The organism is Streptomyces zingiberis, from assembly GCF_012034935.1.
In the GTDB taxonomy this organism is placed as follows: domain Bacteria; phylum Actinomycetota; class Actinomycetes; order Streptomycetales; family Streptomycetaceae; genus Streptomyces; species Streptomyces zingiberis.
Window position 1 is genome coordinate 103,493 of sequence record NZ_JAATEN010000018.1, and the last position, 22,377, is coordinate 125,869.

The 22,377-nt window shown below is 74.5% G+C and carries 18 protein-coding genes and 1 pseudogene; 8 read left to right on the forward strand and 11 right to left on the reverse strand.

Going from position 1 to position 22,377, the window contains the following annotated elements:
• Positions 1-36 precede the first annotated feature (36 nt).
• Positions 37-864, forward strand: a complete 828-nt coding sequence (locus HCK00_RS20650) for a DeoR/GlpR family DNA-binding transcription regulator (protein ID WP_168103510.1) — start codon at positions 37-39, stop codon at positions 862-864.
• Positions 865-967: 103 nt separating this feature from the next.
• Positions 968-1,552: a pyridoxamine 5'-phosphate oxidase family protein gene (locus HCK00_RS20655; RefSeq protein ID WP_168103511.1), complete on the forward strand. Its 585-nt coding sequence runs from the start codon at positions 968-970 to the stop codon at positions 1,550-1,552.
• Between the two features lie 111 nt (positions 1,553-1,663).
• Here the strand turns inward: HCK00_RS20655 and HCK00_RS20660 are convergent, their stop codons facing one another.
• The 8 genes from HCK00_RS20660 to HCK00_RS20695 form a co-directional block, all read right to left on the reverse strand.
• Positions 1,664-2,200, reverse strand: coding sequence for a ribonuclease FAU-1 family protein (locus tag HCK00_RS20660; RefSeq protein WP_240965855.1), 537 nt, complete (start codon positions 2,198-2,200; stop codon positions 1,664-1,666).
• Positions 2,201-2,779: 579 nt separating this feature from the next.
• Positions 2,780-3,739: an ABC transporter permease gene (locus tag HCK00_RS20665; protein WP_168103512.1), complete on the reverse strand. Its 960-nt coding sequence runs from the start codon at positions 3,737-3,739 to the stop codon at positions 2,780-2,782.
• Entirely contained in the window at positions 3,726-4,523 is a 798-nt protein-coding gene (locus HCK00_RS20670; RefSeq protein ID WP_168103513.1) for an ABC transporter ATP-binding protein, read from the reverse strand. Before HCK00_RS20670 ends, HCK00_RS20665 begins: the two co-directional genes overlap by 14 nt.
• 69 nt (positions 4,524-4,592) lie before the next feature.
• The gene (locus tag HCK00_RS20675) at positions 4,593-5,699 is read right to left on the reverse strand and encodes an ABC transporter substrate-binding protein (RefSeq protein ID WP_168103514.1); all 1,107 of its coding nucleotides are present in this window, start codon (positions 5,697-5,699) and stop codon (positions 4,593-4,595) included.
• Between the two features lie 192 nt (positions 5,700-5,891).
• Positions 5,892-5,993 (reverse strand): putative leader peptide, encoded by a 102-nt coding sequence (locus HCK00_RS28530; RefSeq protein WP_311765413.1) that lies wholly within the window; start codon positions 5,991-5,993, stop codon positions 5,892-5,894.
• 239 nt (positions 5,994-6,232) lie between these two features.
• Complete coding sequence (locus tag HCK00_RS20680; RefSeq protein WP_168103515.1) at positions 6,233-7,015, reverse strand: sulfite exporter TauE/SafE family protein; 783 nt, start codon at positions 7,013-7,015, stop codon at positions 6,233-6,235.
• Between the two features lie 304 nt (positions 7,016-7,319).
• Positions 7,320-9,608, reverse strand: a complete 2,289-nt coding sequence (locus tag HCK00_RS20685) for an FAD/NAD(P)-binding protein (protein ID WP_311765412.1) — start codon at positions 9,606-9,608, stop codon at positions 7,320-7,322.
• Positions 9,605-10,081, reverse strand: a complete 477-nt coding sequence (locus tag HCK00_RS20695; RefSeq protein ID WP_168103516.1) for a hypothetical protein — start codon at positions 10,079-10,081, stop codon at positions 9,605-9,607. The genes HCK00_RS20685 and HCK00_RS20695 overlap by 4 nt, the downstream gene beginning before the upstream one ends.
• A gap of 659 nt (positions 10,082-10,740) precedes the next feature.
• Between HCK00_RS20695 and HCK00_RS20700 the strand changes: the two genes are divergently transcribed.
• From HCK00_RS20700 to HCK00_RS20725, 6 genes and pseudogenes are all read left to right on the forward strand, one after another.
• Positions 10,741-11,880 carry an LLM class flavin-dependent oxidoreductase gene (locus tag HCK00_RS20700; RefSeq protein WP_168103517.1) on the forward strand — a complete coding sequence of 380 codons (1,140 nt, stop codon included), beginning with the start codon at positions 10,741-10,743 and terminating at the stop codon, positions 11,878-11,880.
• Positions 11,877-12,377, forward strand: a pseudogene (locus tag HCK00_RS20705) (GNAT family N-acetyltransferase); the annotation flags it as partial. The gene HCK00_RS20700 and the pseudogene HCK00_RS20705, both read left to right, overlap by 4 nt.
• 140 nt (positions 12,378-12,517) lie before the next feature.
• Complete coding sequence (locus HCK00_RS20710; RefSeq protein ID WP_168103519.1) at positions 12,518-13,537, forward strand: amino acid ABC transporter permease; 1,020 nt, start codon at positions 12,518-12,520, stop codon at positions 13,535-13,537.
• The gene (locus HCK00_RS20715; RefSeq protein WP_277348269.1) at positions 13,534-14,298 is read left to right on the forward strand and encodes an amino acid ABC transporter ATP-binding protein; all 765 of its coding nucleotides are present in this window, start codon (positions 13,534-13,536) and stop codon (positions 14,296-14,298) included. The genes HCK00_RS20710 and HCK00_RS20715 overlap by 4 nt, the downstream gene beginning before the upstream one ends.
• Positions 14,299-14,420: 122 nt before the next feature.
• Positions 14,421-15,407: an ABC transporter substrate-binding protein gene (locus HCK00_RS20720; RefSeq protein ID WP_168103520.1), complete on the forward strand. Its 987-nt coding sequence runs from the start codon at positions 14,421-14,423 to the stop codon at positions 15,405-15,407.
• A 239-nt stretch (positions 15,408-15,646) separates the two neighbouring features.
• Positions 15,647-17,023, forward strand: a complete 1,377-nt coding sequence (locus tag HCK00_RS20725; RefSeq protein WP_168103521.1) for a sulfite oxidase — start codon at positions 15,647-15,649, stop codon at positions 17,021-17,023.
• Here the strand turns inward: HCK00_RS20725 and HCK00_RS20730 are convergent.
• The 3 genes from HCK00_RS20730 to HCK00_RS20740 form a co-directional block, all read right to left on the reverse strand.
• Entirely contained in the window at positions 17,002-18,939 is a 1,938-nt protein-coding gene (locus tag HCK00_RS20730) for an ABC transporter ATP-binding protein (RefSeq protein WP_168103522.1), read from the reverse strand. The genes HCK00_RS20725 and HCK00_RS20730 overlap by 22 nt on opposite strands.
• Before the next feature lie 233 nt (positions 18,940-19,172).
• Positions 19,173-20,006, reverse strand: a complete 834-nt coding sequence (locus tag HCK00_RS20735; RefSeq protein WP_168103523.1) for an aldo/keto reductase — start codon at positions 20,004-20,006, stop codon at positions 19,173-19,175.
• A gap of 238 nt (positions 20,007-20,244) precedes the next feature.
• Complete coding sequence (locus HCK00_RS20740; protein WP_168103544.1) at positions 20,245-22,059, reverse strand: AMP-dependent synthetase/ligase; 1,815 nt, start codon at positions 22,057-22,059, stop codon at positions 20,245-20,247.
• Between the last annotated feature and the right edge of the window lie 318 nt (positions 22,060-22,377).

Genomic DNA, 22,377 nt, shown 5'->3' on the forward strand with positions numbered 1-22,377 from the left:
GTCCCGTCCCGGCCCCGCCCCGAGGAGAACACCGCGATGAGCAGGCCGCCCCTGATCCCCGAGCAGCGCCACCAGGAACTGCTCCGTCTGCTGAGGAGCGCGGGCGTGCTCGGCATCCGCGAACTCACCGAACGCCTGAACGTCTCGCACATGACCGTGCGCCGGGACATCACCGCCCTGGAGAAGAGCGGCCAGGTGATCTCCGTGCAGGGCGGGGTGCGGCTGGCGGACTGGGTCGGCCACGCGCCGCCGCGCGAGCGGGCCTCCCGGGCGACCCTGGAACTCCCGCGCAAGCAGGCCATCGCCTCGGCGGCCGCGGAACTGGTCGAGGACGGCATGGTGGTCTACCTCGACGCGGGCACCACCTGCCAGTCGATGGTGCCCTTCCTGGCGGACCGCGGCGAACTCACCGTCGTCACCAACGACTTCCACGCGGTCCTGGCGCTGTGTGGCATCCCCGGGATCCACGCCGTGCACGCCGGTGGCGAGGTGGACCCCGTCAGCGGCTCCAGCAGCGGGCTGCTCGCCGCCCGGACGATCGAGAACCTGAGCATCGACGTCGGCTTCCTGTCCACCGGCGCCTGGGACCTCTCCCACGGGGTGACCAGCCCGTCCACCGACAAGGTGCTGCTGAAGCGGACCGTCATCGAGACCGCCGCCTCCGCCGTGCTCGTCGCCGACAGCACCAAGTGGGGCACGACGGAACGGTTCAAGGTCGCCCCGCTCGACCTCTTCGACACCGTCGTGACCGACGACGGACTCCCCGCGGTCGTCACCGACCGCGTCGCCGACGAGGGGCCGCGCGTGCTGACCGCCCCCCTGCCGGGCGCCGGGCCGGCCACCCCGGAAGCCGGCCACGGCTGAACCTCCACCGGGCCGCGGCGCCCTGACGGCACGGCACCGGCCGGCGGGCCGTCCGCCCCCGCGGAGGTGTGCTCCCGGCCGCCGGTGACGGGATAATCCCCTCATGGGGAAGACCTATGAACGGATCGACGGCAGGCTCCGCACCTTCATCGAGGAACAGCGCATCTTCTTCACGGCCACCGCCCCGATCGGCGACGGGGGAACGGTGAACCTCTCCCCGAAGGGGCTGACCGGCTCCTTCGCCGTGCTCGACGAGCACACCGTGGCCTACCTGGACTTCGCGGGCAGCAACGCCGAGACCATCGCCCACCTGCGGGAGAACGGGCGAATCACCCTCATGTGGTGCGCCTTCCAGGGCCCGCCGAACATCGTGCGCGTGCACGGCCGCGGCGAGCCGGTCTTCCGTGACGACCCGCGGTTCCCGGAGCTGGTCGGCCACTTCACCGGCATCGACCCCTCCGGCCACGGGCTGCGGGCCGTCATCGTGGTGCACGCCGAACTCATCCGGGACACCTGCGGCTACGGCGTGCCGTACATGAGCCACGACGCCGACCGCGATCTGCACCGGCGTCGCTTCGAACGGGAGGACGACGCCTCGCTGGACGCCTACTTCCACCGGAAGGAGCACATCGCGAGGAGCATCGACGGCCTCCCCGGGCTGCCGCTGCCCCTGCCGCCGACACCGTGAGGTCCCTGGGCCCTTGAGCCGCCGAGTCCTTGAGTTCCCGGAGCCCTTGAGTTGGGGGAGGTCCTTGAGCCCCCGAGATACATGAGCGCCTGAGGCCCGGGGCGCGGCGTCTCAGCCCGTGAGCACGCCCAGCCCCTCACCGTGGGCGAGGCGTTCGAGTTCGTCCAGCGACGCGAGGGCGCGGGCCGCCGCCCCCGGGTCGCGCCCGGTCAGGCCGCTCTCCGCGAACTCGTCCTCGTCGAGGCGGAGGACGGCCCTCCCGTCGGCGGAACACCACAGGTCCAGATCGAGGTCGGCGACGAGAAGCGTGGCGCGCGCCCCCGGACCGGCGCTCCCGCCGGACCCCGCCCGGCCGCCGCCCCGGCCGGCGCCCCCGGCGGCGGGGGCCGTTCCCCCGTCCAGGACCCGCGCCGGCCGCGTCACGTCGCAGTACCAGCCCTTGAGGGCGCCGTCCGCGGCGCGGACCTCCTTCACCGCGTACCAGCGGTCGCGCCAGAAGTGCTCGGTGAGGACGTCGCCGGGCTCGAAGCGGACGAAGCCGAAGTCGCGGGCGGCGCCGGCCCAGGGCGCGCGGACCGTCACGCGCGTGCCGTCGTCCGCGACCACCGTCGCGGGGTAGGTCTTGTCCGGGCGGGGCGCCTTGACCAGCCGGACGGTGACCTCCGAACCGGCCGGGAGCGGCGGCCCGTCCGCACCGGCCCCGGGGGCCGGGGGCGCGGGGACCTCATGGGCCGCCGTTCCGCCACCGGATGCCCGCGAGCCCTGGGTGCCGCCCGTGGCGGGGGCTCCGTCCGGGCCCGGGACCGCGGCCCGGTCCGGTGCCTCCATGCTCCGGGCCGTCTCCCCGTCCGGGCCGGTGGCCGGGCCCGTGGCCGGGCCGGTCTCCGGGGCGGGGTGCCCTGTCCTCGCGTCGTGGATCATCGTGGCGCGCGCTCCTTCCCGGGGGCCTGCCGCGGGCGGCTCCGGCCCCGACCGGATGTGGCGGCCCGGCTCCCGTGGGAACGGCCGGACCGCGCCACGCGTGCGGCGAGGGTCCGGAGAACCGCCGGGGTCAGGGCCTCGGAAACCCTCAGTATCACCCCCGGACCAGGGCCCAATCACCCCCGGACCAGCGCTCGGTGTCCCCGGCCGCGACGGCGCCCCGCCCCCTGGCCCCGCCCGGGCCGGGGGCCTTCGCTCCCCGGCGGTCCCGGACAGGGGGTCCGGAGGCCGGGCGGGCCCGCTGGTTCAGCGGCCGGTCAGCAGGCCGCGCCCGCGCAGGACCCGCCGCTCCAGCGGACTGAAGATCAGCAGGTCGATGGCGATACCGACGAGCAGGATCAGGAAGATGGCCAGGAACACCTGGGACATGCTGCTGTTGTTCCGCCCGTTCTCCAGCAACTGGCCGAGGCCGACGCCGAGGTCGGGCGAGGAGGCGATGATCTCCGCCGCCATCAGGGAGCGCCAGGAGAACGCCCAGCCCTGCTTCAGTCCCGCCAGATATCCGGGGAGCGCGCCCGGCATCACGATGTGCCAGGCGCCGCGGATCCCGGTCGCGCCCAGCGTCCGCCCGGCGCGCAGGAACAGCGGCGGGATCTGGTCGATGCCCGCGACGAGGCCGTTGGCGATGGACGGGACGGCGCCGAGCAGGATGACGGCGTACATCATCGAGTTGTTGAGGCCCAGCCAGATCACGGCGGGCGGCACCCACGCCACCGACGGCAGCGACTGCAACCCGGAGAGGATGGGGCCGATCGCCGCCCGGACGAAGGGTACCCGGGCCACCAGCAGGCCGAGCGGCGTCCCGATGGCGAGCGCCAGCAGGAAGCCGAGGAGTCCGCGCGAGACGCTGGTCCAGATGTAGTCGAGAAGCGTTCCCTGGAGCCAGGCGTCGCGCACCTCGCCCCACACCTCCGACGGGGAGGGCAGCTTGTAGGCGGGGACGACCTCGGCCCACACCAGCACCTGCCAGACCACCAGTACCAAGGTGACGGCGATGACCGGCGGCAGGACCTTGCGCAGCAGGGTCTCGCGCAGGGGCGTCCGGACGGCCTGCACGGAGTCCAGGGCGTCGAGCCCGGCCTCCAGCCCCGCCAGGTCGTTCGCCTCCCCGCGCCTCCCGCCCGCGGCGGGCTCGTCCTTCCCGGCGCCGGGCCCGGTCGCGGCGGCCCCGGGCCCGGCACCGGTGCGGTGGTCAGTGCTGGCCATGGCGGCGGATCTCCCCACGCAGTTCTTCGGTGATCTCGACGGACAGTTCGGCGACCGCGCCGTCCTCGATGCGGCGGGGCTGCGGGATGGAGACGGTCCACTCCCGGGCGATCCGGCCCGGACGGGAGGAGAGCAGGACGACGCGCTGGGCGAGCCGCACCGCCTCCCGCACGTTGTGCGTGACGAACAGCACCGACACCCCGGTCTCGGCCCAGATACGGGACAGCTCCTCGTGCAGCACGTCCCGTGTGATGGCGTCCAGCGCGGCGAACGGCTCGTCCATCAGCAGCAGCCGGCTGTCCTGGGCCAGGGCCCGGGCCAGCGCGACACGCTGCCGCATGCCGCCCGACAGTTCGTGCACGCGCTTGCCGTGCGCGTCCCGCAGCCGGACGAGTTCCAGCAGGCGTTCCGCCTCGGTGCGGCGCTCGGCCTTGGCGACCCCGCGCAGCTTCAGCGCGAGTTCGATGTTCCGGCCCGCGGTCAGCCACGGGAAGAGCGCGTGCTCCTGGAACATCAGGGCGGGCCGGCCGTCGGTGGTGATGGAACCGGCGGACGGCCTGTCGAGCCCGGCGACCAGGTTGAGCAGCGTCGACTTCCCGCAGCCGGAGGCCCCCAGGAGGGTGACGAACTCGCCTGGCGCGACATCGAGCGTGATCCCGTCCAGGACGAGCTGGCGGCCGCCGGGCGCGCCCGGCACGGGAAAGGACTTCGACACCTGCTCGATACGGGCGGCGTGCGCCACCGCCGTGGCGTCCTCGGCCGCCGTGGCGAGGGTGGTGGCCATGGTCGTCACCTCCTGGGGACGGTCATCCGGTGCGGTCGGTGCGGTCGGTGCGGTCGGTGCGGTCGGGGGTCACTCGGTGCCGAGCCCGGCGGCGCCGACCTTGTCGCCGCCCTCGTCCGTCAGCACCTTGTTGAGCGGGCCGAGGTCGTAGATGCCCTTCAGATAGGGCTTCTCCAGCAGCCCGGCCTGCACGGCGTGTTCGGCCTGGGCGTCGAGGGTGGCGGCCAGCGGGTCGTCGAGGAAGGTGATGGACTCCCACGCCGGGTCCAGGACGTCGGCCGGCAGCTCCTTGCCGGTCAGCTTCTTCAGCGCCGCGTTGGCGGAGGTCCTGGCCTCGTCCGGGTTGTCGCCGATCCACTTGTTGGTCTTCACGGAGCCGCGCAGCACGGCCTCGACGACGTCCGGGTGCTCCTTCAGGAAGCTCTGCGACACGATGATGTTGGTGATCACGAACTTCTTGTCCGGCCACAGGTCGGCCTCGTCGAGGAGGACCTCGGCGCCCTCGGTGACCAGCTTGGAGGCCGTCGGCTCGGGCACCCAGGCGCCGTCGATCGAGCCGGACTTGTAGGCGTCAGGGGTGATCTTGTTGTCCGTGCGGACGACGGAGACGTCACCCTTGCCGCTCTGGGCGTCGACCTTCCAGCCCTGTTCGGCGATCCAGTTGAGGAACGCCACGTCCTGGGTGTTGCCGAGCTGCGGGGTGGCGATCTTCTTGCCCTTGACGTCGTCCAGGGACTTGATCTTCTTGGGGTTGACCACGAGCTTCACGCCGCCGGAGGCGGAACCGCCGATGATGCGGAGGTTCTTGCCGCCGGACTTGGTGTAGCCGTTGATGGAGGGCGAGGGGCCGATCCAGCCGATGTCGATGGAGCCGGCGTTGAGCGCCTCGATCTCGGAGGGGCCGGCGTTGAAGGTCGACGTCTTGATCTTGGTGCCGCCCAGTTCCTTCTGGAGCAGACCCTGCTCGATGCCCACCAGGGCGGTGGCGTGCGTGAGGTTGGGGAAGTAGCCGATCTTCACCTCGTCGGCGGAGAGCTTCTCGGCGCCCGCCGACACCTCGGCGCCCTGCTCGTCGTCGGCGCTCTCGGACCCGTAGCCGCAGGCGGTGAGCAGGAGGGGGAGCGCCACGAGGGCGGCGAGGGTACGCAGGGCGGTGAGCGGTCTTGCGGCAGACACGGAGGTGTCCTCTCAGGGAAAGTGCTGATCAGGGAGGTGTGGAGGGCGCGGGACGCGGGTGGGGTGGACCCGCGCCGGCCTGCGCCGCTCGCGGGCTTCGGCGTCGTCGGGCGCCCCGGGGCCCGGAGGAGGTACGCGGTGGGGCGGGCCGGCGTGGGGGCGCCGGCGGCCGGAGGGGAGGCCGCGGACGGCTCAGACGGGGCGACAGACGGCGCTGGACGTGCGGGCGAGGTCGATGTGACGACGCGAGGTGAGCAGGGGGAGTGCCAGGTCCGCGCGGCTCCGCGTTCGCATGGCCACCCCCGGTGATCCCTAGTTTTCCTACCTGTCTGATGGGGATCGTGTCAGATGGTGGCCGCCACCCCAATGGGGTGTTCATATGATGGACTGCCTTATCTCGCGATGCGGGACAGGTTCGGTCGGTCCAGGCGAGGGGTCCGGGGTTTCGCGGCGGAATGCGGCTTTCCTCCTGCCCTCGTGGCGGTGCGGAGGAACCCCGTCCGCGCTGCCACGGAGGGGCCGGACCTCCCGTCTCAGCCCAGCGCCTGCACGGCGTACAGGGTGCCGAGTGCCGCGGCCAGCGTGCCGAGCAGGAGGCGCAGCGCCGTCTCGGGCAGGTGAGGCTGGAGGCGTGCCCCCAGGTATCCGCCGATCAGCCCGCCGACACCACAGGCCAGGCCGAGAGGCCAGTCGGGCGCGACGGCGCCGGAGCCGGTCAGGGAGAGCAGCGCGAAGGTCCCGGCGCCCGCCACGGAGGTGACGAACGTGGTGGCGAGAGCGGCCGGCGCCACCCCGGCGACGGGCATGCCCCGGCCCACCAGCACCGGGCCGAGGACGGAGCCGCCACCGATCCCGTAGATCCCGCCCATGACCCCGACGGCCAGGGCCAGACCGGTGAGGGCCCGGGGCGAGGGGGACGCGGCCGGGCCCCGCCGGGCGGGCCGGAGGGTGCGCCCGACGAGCCACAGGCCCAGCGGCACCAGCAGCGCGGCGACCAGGAGGCGGAAGACGGTGGCCCCGGGGACGGCGAAGACCCGGACCACCGCGCCGATGACCACCCCGGGCAGGGCGCCCAGGACCAGGCGCCGCGTCAGCGGGCCGAACAGCCGGCCCGCGCGGTGGTGGCGGAGCAGGGCGCCCGGCCCGGCCACCACGTTGAACAGCAGATTGGTGGGCGTGACCGCCGGGCTGGGCACCCCCAGCACGCTCAGCTGCACCGGCAGCAGGAAGACCGCGCCCGACACCCCCACCGGCGTGGCCACCGCCGCCGTCAGCAGCCCGGCGGCCAGCCCGGCCACCGTGGTCGGCCAGGTCATGAGAGCTCCTGGGGGTGAATACGTGATCGGTGCAGCCGCCATGGTGCCGCAGCCGTCCGGCGGAGCGCCCCGGCGCCGTGGCGTGCGGCCGGTCGCTGCGGCGCGGGTGGCCCGGCGGCCGGGCGGTGGTCCCGCGCCCCGGGGCCCGGCCGTGCGCGTACGGGGCGGACGCGCGCGGTCCCGGCGCTCACCGGTGGCCCACCCCGGCGCGGGCCCGGGGCCGGCGGCTCCCACCAGGGCCCGGGCGGGGGAGACGGTGAAAGAGGTGGGACGGGGGCGGGGGCGGCGGAGCCGCGGGAGGGGCTCATACCTGGAGGGGCCGCCCGTCCGCCGGGGACGGGGCCGGGCCGGCCCCGGCGGTGCCCAGGGTGCGGAGCAGGGCGCGGGCCACCGCGTCGTTCTGGCGGAAGGCCGGGGCGTCGGTGTGCGGGCGGGCGAAGGCGGCGAGGGCCCGGCTGCTGGTGGGCGCGCCGAGGGCGAGGCGGCGGGGGTGCGGACCGCCGGCGGCGGGGTCGATGACATGGCCGCCGGGCGAGACGGCCAGCAGACCGGAGTGGTGGGTGCGGGTGGGGTCGGCGATGACCTCCTCGGTGAGCGCGCCGGCCCGGTACAGGCTCCGCAGCAGCGGGTCCTCGGTGCGGCTGAGGGAGGGGCGCGGCAGGTGGGCCTCGATCAGGGCGGTGGCGTGGGTGGTGTGCCCGGGGACGGTGGGGCTGGAGGCGGTGAACGTGCCGGTGGCCTCGTCGGTGCCGACCTGGAGGGACGCCCCCGCGAAGCGGACGGTCCCGGCCCGGGAGAGCGCGAGGAGCTGGCGCAGGCGGAAGCCGGGTGGTCCGGAGGCGAGGAAGCTGAAGAAGCCGTGCCACCAGCCGTCGAGGTCGTCGGCGGCCGATCGGGCGGTGAGACGGCCCGCGGCGGCGAGGCGGGGCAGCTGCCCGTAGACGGAGAGCAGCGCGAGGAAGGCGCCGAGGTCGGCGCTGAACTCCGGATTCTCCCGGCGGGTGACGTCCCGGGTGATGTGGTCGCGCAGATGGTCCTGGAAGTCCTCCGGCGCCGGGAAGGACAGGCCGTCCAGGGGCCGGTCGAGGGACGCGAGGTCCAGCCGGTCCGCCGGGCCGGGCACGGCGGCGCCGACGAGGCCGGCCATGGCGGGGGAGTGCCAGTCGAGGTGGTCGTACGCGGCGAGGAACTCCGGCCAGGGCAGGGCCGTGCGCCCGGGGTGGGCGTGGAACAGCTCGTGGTAGTGGCCGAAGCCGATCTCCTTGGCCATCAGCGGCCACACGTCGCGGCGCAGGTCCAGCGGACGGCCCCCGGCGAGCAGGGCGCCGATCGCAGCGGGCCCGAAGTACCGGGGCAGCGGCGGCCGGGGGCCCTGGAGCCGGTACCCCGTCTTGGCGTGGTACGGCACCCCGCGCCGCGATCCGACGTGGAGGACGGGCTCGCGGCCCGAGGGGAGGTAGGTGAGGACGCCGCCGGGCCCGGTGCGGTACGTGCCGCCCCGGCCCTCGGTGAGCAGCGCCATGAGATCGACGAACGCCAGGCCGAAGCCGCGGACGATGACGTCCTCCCCGGGGCGCAGGGCGGAGAGGTCGGCGTCGGCGGAGAACTCCGGCGGGAGGTGGAAGCGCCCGTGGCGGCGGGCGAAGGCGGCGCGGCCGCGGTGAACCGCGTCGGGTGCGGCGCCGAGGTGTCCCTGGGCGAGCACCACGAGGTCGGCGGTGAGCGGGGTGGCGCGGCCGGCGAGATGGACGTGCTGCGGTCCGTCCGCGGGGCCGGTGACCGCGGTCGCGGTGGCGCGGTGCCAGGTGACGGTGATCGAGGGCGGCAGGTCGGCCAGCGCCCGGCGGAACACCCAGTCCAGGTAGGCGCTCTGGGCCCGGCGGGTGGGGAAGTCCGTTCCGCGCAGGGCGCGCAGCTCGGCGAGCACGTCCGGGTCGGCGGACGGCGGGGGCGGGCCGTCCGGGCCGGGGACGGCCTGGGAGCCCGGCGGGGGCACGCGGCCCGGGCCGGGGGAGGCCGGTGGCCCGGGCGGGGCCGCGCCTCGGCCGGCCGGGGGCGAAGGCGGACGCGGGGACGATGGCGGGTGCGGGGACGAAGGCGGGCGCGGGGTTGTCCCCGGCCGGTAGGACGGCGTGGAGCCGGGCCGGGGTTCTCCCCCGTCGGCCGGGGCCGCGGGCGTGCCCGGGGGCGGCGTCCGGCCGGGCGGGACGGCGGGCCGGGGTGAGGGCGCCTCCCGTGCGGGGGAGCCCGGGAGCCCGGGGGAGTGCGGCGGGTCATCCGCCCCCGCCCCGTGGAACCGGGCGGCCCATTCGGCGAGGGAGGGGCCCGGCCGCACCGGGCCCTCGATCGTGGAGGACGCGTCGGTGAACAGGGTGACGTCCTCGGCCATGGAGTTCATCCGCAGCAGCGGCGACTGCCGGTGCCGCCAGATCCGGCCGGGGCCGGGCGGGTGCGGATCCACCAGATGGATGCGCAACTCCCGGTCCGCGCGCCAGAGTTCGGGGGCGTTGGCGGCGATGCGCTCCAGGAGGCCGGTGGCGCGGGGGCCCGCGCCGACGACGACCAGGACCGCCGCGCCGGGGCGGCCGTTCACCGGTCACCGCCGTCCGCCGGGTGGGCGCCGGGGGCCGGCGCCGTGGCGGGCAGGGCGAGCAGGACGGCCGGGCGGCCCCGCGGCCGCCGGGGCGGAGGCGCGGGCAGCGCGCGGGGGTCTGCCCGGCGCCCGCGCCGCCGGCCGGGGTACCGGCCCGGGCCGAACACACCGGCGACCGCGAGGTGGCGGAGCGCGCAGGTGATCGCCCGGCGCCCGCCGCGGCGGCGCGGCGCGGCCCCCGGTGGGCGGGAACCGGCGCTGCCACGGGGGACGGGCCGGAGGGCGCTCGCCCACCACGAGGGTGTCGCCACACGGACCGCGGCGGCGACGCCGGTGCCGGAGACGGCGGTCGCGACGGGGGGCGTGATCGGGGCTTCGACGGTGATCGCGGTGGTGATCGCGGTGGTGGCGCCGGCCGGCGGGATGCCGGAAGGGCCGGCGCCGCGGGGCACGGCACCGGAAGAGGTGGCCATCAGAAGGTTCTCCGGGGGAGGGAGGCGCAGGCGGGGGCGGTCACCCGGTGACACCGGCGGGAGGCACGGCGCCACGGCGCCGCGCGGGTGTGGTGTGGCCGGGGTCCGGCGTCGTCACATGCGCCGCGTCCCTCAACGCGGCCGGACGGTCCGCCGCGCGGGGCGGAGCCGGTCCGTCCTCGATCGTATGTGCCCATGGCGCGGATGTGTCAACAGCGCGTGGCGGGGGCCCGCCGGAACGGCCCCGGGGGAGGGTGACCGCTTGACGAAGCGTGGGATGTGCTGCTCAATGGTCCGCATGACTGCCCAGCGGCGCTTGGTCTCGCGCGTCCACATCGACTTCGGTCGGGTGTGGTCGGCCTCGTGTTGCGCCTGACGCGGCAGCGGGCCGGCTGACCGGCCCTTCCCTCCCTCGGTGAACCCGCCGTCGCGGGCCGAGTTCCCCCTTCCCGCGCGCTGCCGCGGCCCCGTCCCACCCGACGCCCGGCGTCGTCACACGCGCTGTCCGGCGCGCCCGTTCATCTGACGGGCCGTCACCTGACCGCCCCCCACGCACCTCACCTGCCGTGCCCGTCACCCGTCCCCGTCGCTCCCGGCGCCCGCGCGCAAGGCCGTGCCCCGCCGCGCGCCGGCGCGGTCGTTCCCGAAAGGCCACCGACATGCCCGTGGAATTCCTCGGCATCGCCGCCACCCACGACGGTTCCGAGACCACCCCCCGGACCGGACCCGCCTTCGACAAGGAGTACACGCTGCGGCTCGCCCGGGCGCACGAGGACCACGGGTGGGACCGGGTGCTGTTCGCCTACGGCTCCGGGTCGCCGGACCCCGCGCCCGCCGCCGCCTACATCGCAAGCCGCCTGGACCGGCTCCAGCTCCTGCTCGCCCACCGGCCCAACGTGTCGTACCCGACCTTCGCCGCCAAGACCTTCGCCACCCTCGACCAGATCAGCGAGGGGAGGCTGACGGTCCATTTCATCACCGGCGGCAACGACCACGAGCAGCGGCGCGAGGGCGACACCCTCACCAAGGACGAGCGCTACGCCCGCACCCGCGAGTACATCCGGATCGTGAAGAAGGTCTGGACCAGCCACGAGCCCTTCGACCACGAGGGCGGGCACTACCGCTTCCACGACTTCGTCAGCGACGTCTTCCCCGTCCAGCGCCCGCGCCCCGGTGTCTCCTTCGGCGGCTCCTCGCCCGCCGCGTACGCAGCTGGCGGCGCCGAGGCCGACATCTACTGCCTGTGGGGCGAGCCCCTGGAGCGGACCGCCGAGCAGATCGAGACCGTGCGGGCCGCCGCGAAGGCCGCGGGCCGCACCGACGTCCCCCGCATCCAGGCCGCCTTCCGCCCGATCATCGCCCCCACCGAGGACCTGGCCTGGGAGAAGGCCCACCGCACCGTCGGGGCCATCCGGGACCACCGCCGGGCGGGCCTGGTGCGGCACCACCGGGGCGACGCGCCGGAGAACACCGGTTCGCAGCGGCTCGTCGCGATCGCCGCCGAGGGGGAACGGTACGACCGCGCCCTGTGGACCCCGACCGCCGCCGCGACCGGTGGCGCGGGGAACTCCAACGCCCTGGTCGGCACCCCCGAGACCGTCGCCCGCGCCCTGCTCGACTACTACGACCTGGGCGTCGACATCCTCTCCGCCCGCGGCTACGCCCTGCTGGACGACGCCGCCGACTTCGGCCGCCACGTGATCCCGATCGTCCGCGAGGAGGTCGCCAAGCGCGACGCGGAGGGCGCGGAACGGGGCCCCCGGAACCTGGAGCGGATCCTCACGGCGGTGGGCGGATGACGTCCACGGCACCGCCGCCCCGGGCGGCGGCCGATCCGGCGGTGGTCCGCGTGCCCGTCTCCGACCCGCGCGTCCGGCCCCTGCTGCGGGAACTGGCCCACGAGTACGCCACGCGCTACGGCGCGGACGCCCGGGACGAGTTCACCCGCCACCCCGACGCGGAGTTCACCCCCTCCCACGGGGGTGTTCTCCTCCTGCTCCTCGACCACGGAGAACCCGTCGCGGGCGGCGCGTTCCGCCGCCACGACCCGGCCACGGCCGAACTGAAGCGGATCTGGACGCACTCCGCCCACCGCCGCCGCGGTCTCGCCCGCCGCGTGGTCGCCGAACTGGAGAACGAGGCGCGGGCACGCGGCTACCGGCGGATCCGGCTCACCACCGGGCCGCGCCAGCCCGAGGCCCGCGGGCTGTACCTGGCCACCGGCTACACACCGCTGTTCGACACCGGCGCCGACCCGGAGACGATCGGCCCGCTGGCCTTCGAGAAGCACCTTCCCGAGAAGCACCTTCCCGAGAAGCACCTTTCCGAGAAGCACCTTTCCGAGGGGCGTCTCCCCGGGAGGCGTCCTCCCGCGGCACAGCTGCCCGGGATGCCCGGAACCGGCCTGCCCACCGCCCCCGGAGAGGACGGACCCCGGTGAAGGCCCCCGCCGCCGCGCCACCCGGAGCGGCCTCCCCGGGCTCCGGCCCCGGCACTCCGCCCCTCCCGGACGACCCGGCCTCGCTCACGGTTGTCCCCGCCCGCCACCCCGCCCGCTGGGCCGCCGCCGCGGCCGTGGCCGTGCTCCTCGTCCAGTTCGCGCACGGCCTGGCCACCAACCCCGTCTGGGAGTGGGACGTCTTCGGCGCCTACGTCTTCTCCGAGACGATCGTCCGGGCGGTGTGGGTGACGCTCCAGCTCACCGCCTACGCCACCGTGCTGGGCTTCCTCCTCGGCACCGTCCTGGCGTTCATGCGGCTCTCCGGGAGCCCGGTGCTGCGGACCGTCGCCTGGGGCTACGTCTGGATCTTCCGGTCCATTCCGATGATCGTCCAGCTCGTGTTCTGGTTCAACCTGAGCGCCCTGTACGAGCGGCTGGGCGTCGGCATCCCCTTCGGGCCGGTGCTGTGGTCCGTGGAGAGCAACGACCTGATCGGCACCATCGGCGCCGCCGTCATCGGGCTGACGCTCCACCAGGCCGCCTACGCCGCCGAGATCGTCCGCGGCGGCGTCCTCTCGGTGGACCAGGGGCAGCGGGAGGCCGCCGCCGCGCTCGGCCTTCCCCGGCTGCGGCAGATCCGCCGGATCGTGCTGCCGCAGGCCATGCGGGCGATCCTGCCCACGGCCGGCAACGAGATCGTCGGCCTGCTCAAGGGCACGTCGGTGGTGTACGTCATGTCCATCGGCGAGCTCTTCTACCAGACCCAGGTGATCTACGGACGCAACGGCCGGGTGATCCCGCTGCTGCTGGTCGCCACGGTCTGGTACGTGGTGCTGACCTCCCTGCTGTCGGTGGCGCAGTACTACGTGGAGCGCCGCTTCGCCCGGGGCGCCGACCGCACCCCGCCGCCCACACCGCTCGGGCGCGCCCGGGCCTTCCTGCGCGGCCTCCCCGCCGCGACCACCCGGGGCGGGCCGCCGGCCCGCGCCGCCGAACCCCCGGGAGACCGCCGATGAGCGCGGTGATGGTGGACATCCGCGGTGTCCACAAGAGTTTCGGCGCCACGGAGGTGCTGCGCGGCATCGATCTCCAGGTCCGGGCCGGTGAGGTGACCGTGATCGTCGGCCCGTCGGGGTCCGGCAAGTCGACGCTGCTGCGCGCCGTCAACCATCTGGAGAAGGTCGACCGCGGCTGGATCGGGGTCGACGGGGAGCTCATCGGCTACCGCCGCGCGGGCGGCAAGCTGTACGAGCTGAAGGAGAAGGAGATCCTCAGGCAGCGGACCCGCATCGGGTTCGTCTTCCAGAACTTCAACCTCTTCCCGCACCTGACCGTGGCGGAGAACCTCGTGGAGGCCCCGGTCTCCGCGCTGCGGCGACCGCGCCGGGAGGCGGTGGCCACGGCCCGTGAGCTGCTGGCGCGGGTCGGCCTCGCCGGCAAGGCGGACGCCTACCCCCGGCAGCTCTCCGGCGGGCAGCAGCAGCGCGTGGCCATCGCCCGTGCGCTCGCCCTCGAACCGAAGGTGCTGCTCTTCGACGAGCCCACCTCCGCGCTCGACCCGGAACTGGTCGGTGAGGTCCTCGACGTCATCAAGGACCTGGCCCGCGGCGGCACCACCATGATCGTCGTGACCCATGAGATCGGCTTCGCCCGCGAGGTCGCCGACACGGTGGTGTTCCTCGACGGCGGTGTCGTGGTGGAGCAGGGGCCGCCCGCGGCCGTCCTGGACACCCCGCGCCACGAGCGCACCCGCGCCTTCCTCTCCAAGGTCCTCTGACGGACGCCGCCCCTCCCGCCATCCCCGCCACCGCGTCCCCTGTGTCCTCTCCCGCCCCGCGGCCCCCGCCGCCCCGCGCCTTTCCACCCGTTCCCGTTCCGTCTCACCCGAGGAGAACCACCGTGCCCCCTCTGTTCCGCCGCACCGCCGCGTCCGCGCTCGCCCTCGTCGCCGCGCTCGCCCTGGCCGCCTGCGCCGACCCCACCGACGGCGGCACGGCCGAGGTCGGCGGGGACGGCACGCGGGGCCCCCGCACGAAGATCAACCTCAGCCCCGACCAGAACCGCGTCACCACGGAGAAGGTCGACTCCATCGCCGCCCGGCTCCCGCGGGAGATCCGCGAGCGGGGCACCCTGGAGATCGTCAACTCCTCCGGTTCCGCGGCGCCGCTCACCTTCCACGCCACCGACAACAAGACCGTCATCGGCGTCGAACCCGACCTCGCGTACCTGGTCGCCGACGTCCTCGGCCTCGAAGCGCGGATCAACACGGTCTCGTGGGAGAACATCTTCGTCGGGCTCGACAGCGGGAAGTACGACGCCGGGTTCAGCAACATCACCGTCACCGAGGAGCGCAAGGACACGTACGACTTCGCGACCTACCGCGAGGACAACCTGGCGTTCGAGGCGAAGAAGGGCAGCGGCCTGAAGGTGACCGGACCCGAGGACGTGGCGGGCAGGACGGTCGCCGTGGACACCGGGACCAACCAGGAGAAGCTGCTGATCGAGTGGAGCGAGCTGAACGAGAAGGCCGGCCGCGACCCGGTGGACATCAAGTACTACCGGAAGGTCAGCGACACCTATCTGGCCCTCAGGTCCGGCCGGATCGATCTCTTCCTCGGCCCCAACCCGACCGCCGCCTACCACGTGGCCACCACCGGCGAGACCGAGATAGCCGGCACCTCCTCCGGCGCCGGGGCCACCCTCCAGGGCCTCATCGCGGCCACCACCAAGAAGGACAACGGGCTGGCCGAACCGCTGGCCGGCGCGTTGAACGAGGTCATCGGCAACGGCACCTACGCGCGGGTGCTGAAGCGCTGGGGGCTGAGCGGCGAGGCGGTGCAGGAATCGGAGATCAACCCGCCCGGGCTGCCCCGGACCGACGGCTGACGCGGTGGACGGTCCCGGCGCGTGAGCGGCCCGGGGCCGGCCCACCTGAGTCACCTGGACCACCCGGGCCACCGGCCGGCGACCGCGATCCGCCGCGCCGCCGCCCGGCCGCCGTCGCCGCCCGGTCCGCCCCGGTGGCTCAGCCCTCCCGTTCCCCCGGCCTCCCGTCCCCTTTGTTCTCCCGCCACCCCGTCCCGCACCCCGTCCCGCCGGCCTCGTCCGCCGACGAGAGGAGCCTCATGTCCGCATCAGCCCCGCCCCCGCCGCCGCGCGCTGCCGTGCCCCACCCCGACGAGACCGCCTACGACCGCCGCCGGCTGCGCCAGTGGCTCGCCGGGGAGGCCCGGGCCGACGGGGTGAGCCGCCGCGCCCTGCTCACCCTGCTCGCCGCCACGGCCGGCGGCACCGCGCTGGCGTCCCCGTCCCCGGCCCGTGCGGCGGGTACCGGTGAGCGGGCCCACTCCGCCGCGGGCCGGGCCGCCGCCGGTGACAGCGACGGTGACCGTGCCGGTGCCGGTGCCGGTGCCCCGATCGTCAAGCCGCTGCCGCCCGAGTGGTTCCTCCGCCACGGCACCAACGCCGAGACCCGGTGGGAGGCGCTGCGCGGAACCGGCCTCCACACCCCCAACGAGCTGTTCTTCGTACGCAACCACACCGCCACCCCCGTGCTGGACGCCGGTGACTGGCGGCTGCGGCTGTGGGGCAGCGGGCTGCGGGGGGCACCCGGCGAGGACCGGGCGGTGGAGTTCGGCTACGAGGAGCTGCGCGCGCTGCCCGCCGTCACCCGGACCGCGTTCGTCGAATGCGCCGGGAACGGGCGCGGGTACTACACGGATCAGCAGGGCGAGACGGTGAGCGGCACCCCGTGGAAGCTCGGCGCGATCGGCGTCGCCCGCTGGCGCGGGGTGCGCCTGGCCGACGTCCTGCACCGGGCCGGGCTCTCCCCGTACGCCGTGGACGTCCAGCCGCGCGGCCTGGACGCGGAGTACGTCAGCGGCGGGGAGGACCTGGGCCGGGTGCGCCGTCCGCTGCCCCTGGCCAAGGCCCTGGACGACGTCCTGCTCGCGTACGAGATGAACGGCGAACCGCTGCCGCACGACCACGGCCACCCGGTCCGGGTCCTGGTGCCCTCCTGGGTGGGGATCGCCTCGGTCAAGTGGGTGGGCGACATCGAGGTGTCCGCGCAGCCCCTGTTCTCCCCCTGGAACACCACCCTCTACCGGCTGTTCGGCCCCGCCCACCCGGCGGACGGCAGCGCCCCGCTGACCCGGCAGACGGTCAAGAGCGCCTTCGAACTGCCGGATGGCGCCGCCTTCCCGGCCGGGCAGCGGCAGGTGCTGCACGGCCGGTCCTGGTCGGGCGCCGGAGGCATCACCCGGGTCGAGGTCAGCACCGACGGCGGGGCGAACTGGCGCCCGGCCCGGCTGCACGACTCCTCCCGCGCCGGCAGCTGGGCCCGCTGGTCCCTGCCCTGGAAACCCGGCGCACCCGGGCCCGTCCACCTCCTGGCCCGGGCCACCGACTCCGCCGGCCGCACCCAGCCGGACACCGCCGTGCCCAACACCCAGGGCTATCTGTTCGACGCGGTGGTCCGTCACCCGGTGACGGTCGTCTGACGCGGGGCACCGGCCACCCCGGCCGGCGTGCCCGCTCCGGTGCCGGACCCCGGGTCGCTGAACTGCGTGCGGTACAGCTCCTCGTACCGTCCGCCCGCGGCCAGCAGCTCCTCGTGCGTGCCGCGCTCCACGATCCGGCCGGCCTCCACGACGAGGATCTGGTCGGCGGCGCGCACGGTGGAGAGCCGGTGCGCGATCACCACCGCGGTCCGCCCGGACAGGGCCTCGGCCAGCGCCTCCTGCACCGCCGCCTCGGAGGTGGAGTCCAGGTGGGCCGTCGCCTCGTCCAGGACGACGACCCGCCGGCGGGCCAGGAGCAGCCGGGCGATGGTCAGGCGCTGCCGCTCCCCGCCGGAGAGACGGTAGCCGCGTTCGCCGACGACGGTGTCCAGCCCGTCGGGGAGTTCGGCCACCAGGCCGTCGAGGCGGGCGCGGCGCAGCACCTCCCACACCTCCTCCTCCGTCGCCTCCGGCCGGGCCAGCAGCAGGTTGGCGCGGATCGACTCGTGGAAGAGGTGGCCGTCCTGGGTGACGAGGCCGACCGTCGCGCGCAGGGACTCCGCGGTGAGGTCGCGGACGTCGGTGCCGGAGAGCCGGATCGCGCCCTCGTCGACGTCGTACAGCCGGGGCAGGAGCTGCGCGATGGTGGACTTCCCGGCGCCCGAGGAGCCGACGAGCGCCACCATGCGGCCCGGTTCCACCCGGAACGACACCTCGTGCAGCACGCGGGTGCCCCCGCGGGTGTCGAGCGCGGCGACCTCCTCCAGGGAGGCCAGGGACACCTTGTCGGCGGACGGGTAACCGAAGGACACCGCGTCGAACTCCACGGCGACCGGCCCGTCCGGCACCCGTACCGCGTCCGGCTTCTCCTCGATCAGCGGCTTGAGGTCCAGCACCTCGAAGACGCGCTCGAAGCTCACCATGGCGCTCATCACCTCGACGCGCGCCCCCGCCAGGGCGGTCAGGGGCGCGTAGAGCCGGGTGAGCAGCAGCGCGAGGGCGACCACGTCCCCCGGCTCCAGGCCGCCGCGCAGCGCGGAGAGGCCGCCGAGCCCGTAGACGAGGGCCAGCGCGAGGGCGGAGACGAGGGTGAGCGCGGTGATGAAGACCGTTTGCAGCATGGCGGTGCGGATGCCGATGTCCCGCACCCGCCGCGCGCGGGCCGCGAACTCCGCCGACTCCTCCGCCGGCCGGCCGAAGAGCTTGACCAGGGTGGCGCCGGGGGCGGAGAAACGCTCCGTCATCTGTGTGGACATCGCGGAGTTGTAGCGCGCGGCCTCCCGCCGCAGCGCCGCCAGCCGGCCGCCCATGCGGCGCGCGGGCAGCACGAACACCGGCAGCAGGAGCAGCGCGAGCAGCGTGATCCGCCAGGAGAGGCTGACCATCACCACCAGGGTGAGCGCCAGGGTGACGAGATTGGCGACGACACCGGAGAGGGTGTCGCTGAACGCGCGCTGCGCGCCGATCACGTCGTTGTTGAGACGGCTGACCAGCGCCCCGGTGCGGGTGCGGGTGAAGAAGGCCACGGGCATCCGCTGGACGTGGTCGAAGACGGCCCGCCGCAGATCGAGGATGAGACCCTCGCCGATGCCCGCGGAGAGCCGGCGGGCGAGCAGCCCGAGCCCGGCCTCGGCGACCGCGATGATCGCGATGGCGACGGCCAGGGTGGTGACGGTGGCCGCCGGGGCGCCGCGGACGATGCCGTCCACGACCCGTCCGGCGAGTACCGGCGTGGCGACGGCGAGGGTGGCCGTGAGGACGCTCAGCAGCAGGAACCACAGCAGTGCGGTGCGGTGCGGGCGGGCGAAGGCGCCGATGCGGCGGAGCGTGGCCCGGGCGAACGGGCGCGCGTCGTCCTTGGTGGCGGCGTTGGCGGCGTGGTGAAGGGACGTCCACGCGGTGACTTCCATGTCCATGGCGGACACGTTAGGAGTTCGAGCGCGCTTGAGGTCAACGTTTTTCCGGCCCTCGCCGTCGCGGGGCCGCACCCGGGGCGGCCGGGCCGTGCCCGGGACCACGCGTACGGCGCCGCCCCGCCGCCCGGCCCGCCGGGGGCGGGGGGAGGGCGGCGGGGCGGGCGGTGGGGCGGTGAGGGGCCGGCGGGTGCCCGGGCCCGCCGGTGCGGCGGGCGGGGACGCGCCTCGGCGGCTCAGGTGAAGTCGGCCTCGGCCGGGTTTGCGCCCAGCCGCTTCCCGGAGTCCAGCGCGGCGATCGCCGCCATGTCCTCGCCGTCCAGCTCGAAGCCGAAGACGTCGAAGTTCTCCTTGATCCGGGACGGGGTGACCGACTTGGGGATCACCACGTTGCCGAGCTGGAGGTGCCAGCGGAGGACGACCTGCGCGGGCGTGCGCCCCAGCCGCTCCGCGATACGGCCGATGGCCGGTTCGTCGAGCAGCCCCTTGCCCGAGCCGAGCGGCGACCACGCCTCGGTGGCGATGTCGTGCTCCGCGTGGAAGGCCCGGGAGTCGCCCTGCTGGAGCCAGGGGTGCAGCTCGATCTGGTTGACGGCGGGGACGACCTCCGTCTCGTCGAGCAGCCGCACGAGGTGCTCGGGCAGGAAGTTGGAGACGCCGATGGCGCGGGCCCGGCCGTCCTTCCGGATCTGCTCCAGGGCGCGGAAGGTGTCGACGTAGCGGTCGCGCTTGGGCATCGGCCAGTGGATGAGGTAGAGGTCCACCTGGTCCAGGCCGAGCTTCTCCAGCGAGGTGTCCAGGGCGCGGAGGGTCGTGTCGTAGCCCTGGTCGCTGTTCCACACCTTCGTGGTGACGAAGACCTCCTCGCGGGGGAGGCCGGAACGGGCGATGCCCGCCCCGGTGCCGGCCTCGTTGCCGTAGATCGCGGCGGTGTCGATGGACCGGTAGCCGGTTTCGAGCGCGGCGGTCACCGCGTCCGTGGCCTCGTCGTCCGGTACCTGCCAGACGCCGAAGCCGAGCTGCGGCATGCGGACGCCGTTGTTGAGCGTGATGTCGGGAACGTGGCTCACGAGCGGTCGATTCCTTTGCGTCGTGTGGTCGTACGTGTCGTGTGTGGCGTGTGCCGTGGGGACTCCTCGATTCTGCCCCGTTCCGGGTGATTGATGACCACCGGTTCCGCACTCCGGGAAACGTATTCCGCGTGGAGCGTCACCGGACGAGGAGCCGGCGGGCCGGGCCCCACCGCCGGGGCACCACCGCCGGCGCCGCGCCGCCACCCGGGGGCGGCGGCGCCGGGGCGCGGGTGGCTCAGGTGCGGTACAGGGCCTCGATCTCGCGGGCGTACCGCTCCGCGATGGCCTTGCGCCTCAGCTTCAGCGAGGGCGTGAGCAGCCCCCGCTCCTCGGTGAACTGCCCGGCCAGGATGCGGAAGGTGCGGATCGACTCGGCCTGCGACACCATGGTGTTGGCCGCCACCACGGCGCGGCGGATCTCCGTCTCCAGCTCCTTGTCCCGCACCAGCTCCGCCGGTTTCATCTTCGGCTTGCCGCGCACCGTCAGCCAGTGGTCGACGGCCTCCTGGTCGAGGGTGACCAGCGCCGCGACGTACGGCCGGTCGTTGCCGACGGCGAGACACTGGGCGACCAGCGGATGCAGCCGGACCCGTTCCTCCAGGGGCCCCGGCGAGACGGTCTTGCCGCTCGCCGTCACCAGGATCTCCTTCTTCCGCCCGGTGATGGTGAGATAGCCGTCCTCGTCCAGCGAGCCGAGGTCGCCGGTGGCCAGCCAGCCGTCCCGGAGCACCGCGTGGGTCGCCTTGGGCTCGTTGAGGTAGCCGCTGAAGACGTTGGGCCCGCTGACCCATATCTCGCCGTCGCCGGCGACGCGTACGGAGGTGCCGGGGACGGGCTGGCCCACGGTGCCGTGGCGGAGGCGCTCCGGCGGGTTGGCGGTCGCCGCCCCGGTGGTCTCCGTCAGCCCGTAACCCTCGATGACGGTGATGCCGGCGCCCGCGTAGAACAGGCCCAGCCGCCGCTCCATCGCCGAGCCGCCCGACATGGCGTGGCGGATCCGCCCGCCCATGGCGGCCCGCAGCTTGCCGTAGACGAGCTTGTCGAAGACCTGGTGCTGCATCCGCAGGGCGGGGCCGGGCCCCGGGCCGGTGCCGAAGGCCCGGTTCTCCACGGCCTCCGCGTAGCGCACGGCGACCTCCACCGCCTTGTCGAAGGGGCGCAGCTTCCCCTCGGTCTCGGCCTTGCGCCGTGAGCCGCTGAAGATCTTCTCGAAGATGTGCGGGACGGCCAGGATGAACGTCGGCCGGAACTCCGCGAAATCCGGCATCAGGGCCTTCGCGGAGAGTTCGGGCTGGTGGCCCATCTTCACGCCGTGCACGATGCCCGCCACCTCCACCATGCGGCCGAAGACGTGCGAGATCGGCAGGAAGAGCAGGGTGGAGGGCTCCTCGCCGTCCCGGGTGCGGAAGACGGCCTGCCACCGCTCCACGAGGGTGCCGCTCTCGAAGAGGAAGTTGGCGTGGGTGAGGACGCAGCCCTTGGGCCGGCCGGTGGTGCCGGAGGTGTAGATCACCGTGGCGGGGGAGTCCGGGGTGACGGCCCGCCGGTGGCGGTGGACCACGTCGTCGTCGATGTGCGCCCCGGCCGCGGTCAGCTCGTCCACCGCGCCGGCGTCGAGCTGCCACAGCCGGTTCATCCGCGGCAGCCGGTCGATCACCGAGCCGACCGTCATGGAGTGGTCCTCGTGCTCGACCACGCAGGCCACGATGTCCGCGTCGTGCAGGATCCACAGGACCTGCTCGGCGGAGGAGGTCGGGTAGACGGGGACGGGCAGGGCGCCGATGCTCCACAGGGCGAAGTCGAAGAGCGTCCACTCGTAGCGGGTGCGGCTCATGACGGCGACGTGGTCGCCGAAGCGCACACCCCCGGCGATGAGCCCCTTGGCGAGCGCCATCACCTCGTCGCGGAACTCCCCGGCGGTGACATCACGCCAGACCCCGTCCGTCTTGCGGCCCAGCACGACCTTGTGGGGGTCCTGGACCGCGCGGTCGAAGACGGCGTCCGCCAGCCCCCCGGCCTGGGGCGGGGGCACCACGGCGGGGGTGGACATCTCACGCACCGCATCGCTCCTCGCATCTCACCGAGCGGTGACCGTACCCGAAAGTTCCCGGCCGGTGTGAGGGCCCTGTGCACGCGTGGGGTGCGGTAAATGTGCAGGTCGGGTGGGGGAGGGAGGGAGTCGTGGGGTTCCGTTGGCCAAATCCTGACCCCGCAGCCGGAATTCCCGCCCGTTTTCTGCACGCGATACCCGCCCGGTGGGCACCGGAGCTCCACACGGGCCCGCGCTCGCTCCGGGGGAGCGTACGGGCGCGGGCGCCGCTCGCCCGGCGCGGGCCCCGTGGGACGGTGCGAGTCGGCGCAGGACGGC

What these genes read in the sequence shown, in the direction of transcription:
- HCK00_RS20650 (WP_168103510.1), top strand. Translation starts at nt 37, where the DNA reads ATGAGCAGGCCGCCCCTGATCCCCGAGCAGCGCCACCAGGAACTGCTC.
- HCK00_RS20655 (WP_168103511.1), top strand. Translation starts at nt 968, where the DNA reads ATGGGGAAGACCTATGAACGGATCGACGGCAGGCTCCGCACCTTCATC.
- HCK00_RS20665 (WP_168103512.1), bottom strand. Translation starts at nt 3,739, where the DNA reads ATGGCCAGCACTGACCACCGCACCGGTGCCGGGCCCGGGGCCGCCGCG.
- HCK00_RS20670 (WP_168103513.1), bottom strand. Translation starts at nt 4,523, where the DNA reads ATGGCCACCACCCTCGCCACGGCGGCCGAGGACGCCACGGCGGTGGCG.
- HCK00_RS28530 (WP_311765413.1), bottom strand. Translation starts at nt 5,993, where the DNA reads ATGCGAACGCGGAGCCGCGCGGACCTGGCACTCCCCCTGCTCACCTCG.
- HCK00_RS20680 (WP_168103515.1), bottom strand. Translation starts at nt 7,015, where the DNA reads ATGACCTGGCCGACCACGGTGGCCGGGCTGGCCGCCGGGCTGCTGACG.
- HCK00_RS20695 (WP_168103516.1), bottom strand. Translation starts at nt 10,081, where the DNA reads ATGGCCACCTCTTCCGGTGCCGTGCCCCGCGGCGCCGGCCCTTCCGGC.
- HCK00_RS20700 (WP_168103517.1), top strand. Translation starts at nt 10,741, where the DNA reads ATGCCCGTGGAATTCCTCGGCATCGCCGCCACCCACGACGGTTCCGAG.
- HCK00_RS20715 (WP_277348269.1), top strand. Translation starts at nt 13,534, where the DNA reads ATGAGCGCGGTGATGGTGGACATCCGCGGTGTCCACAAGAGTTTCGGC.
- HCK00_RS20725 (WP_168103521.1), top strand. Translation starts at nt 15,647, where the DNA reads ATGTCCGCATCAGCCCCGCCCCCGCCGCCGCGCGCTGCCGTGCCCCAC.
- HCK00_RS20730 (WP_168103522.1), bottom strand. Translation starts at nt 18,939, where the DNA reads ATGGACATGGAAGTCACCGCGTGGACGTCCCTTCACCACGCCGCCAAC.
- HCK00_RS20740 (WP_168103544.1), bottom strand. Translation starts at nt 22,059, where the DNA reads ATGTCCACCCCCGCCGTGGTGCCCCCGCCCCAGGCCGGGGGGCTGGCG.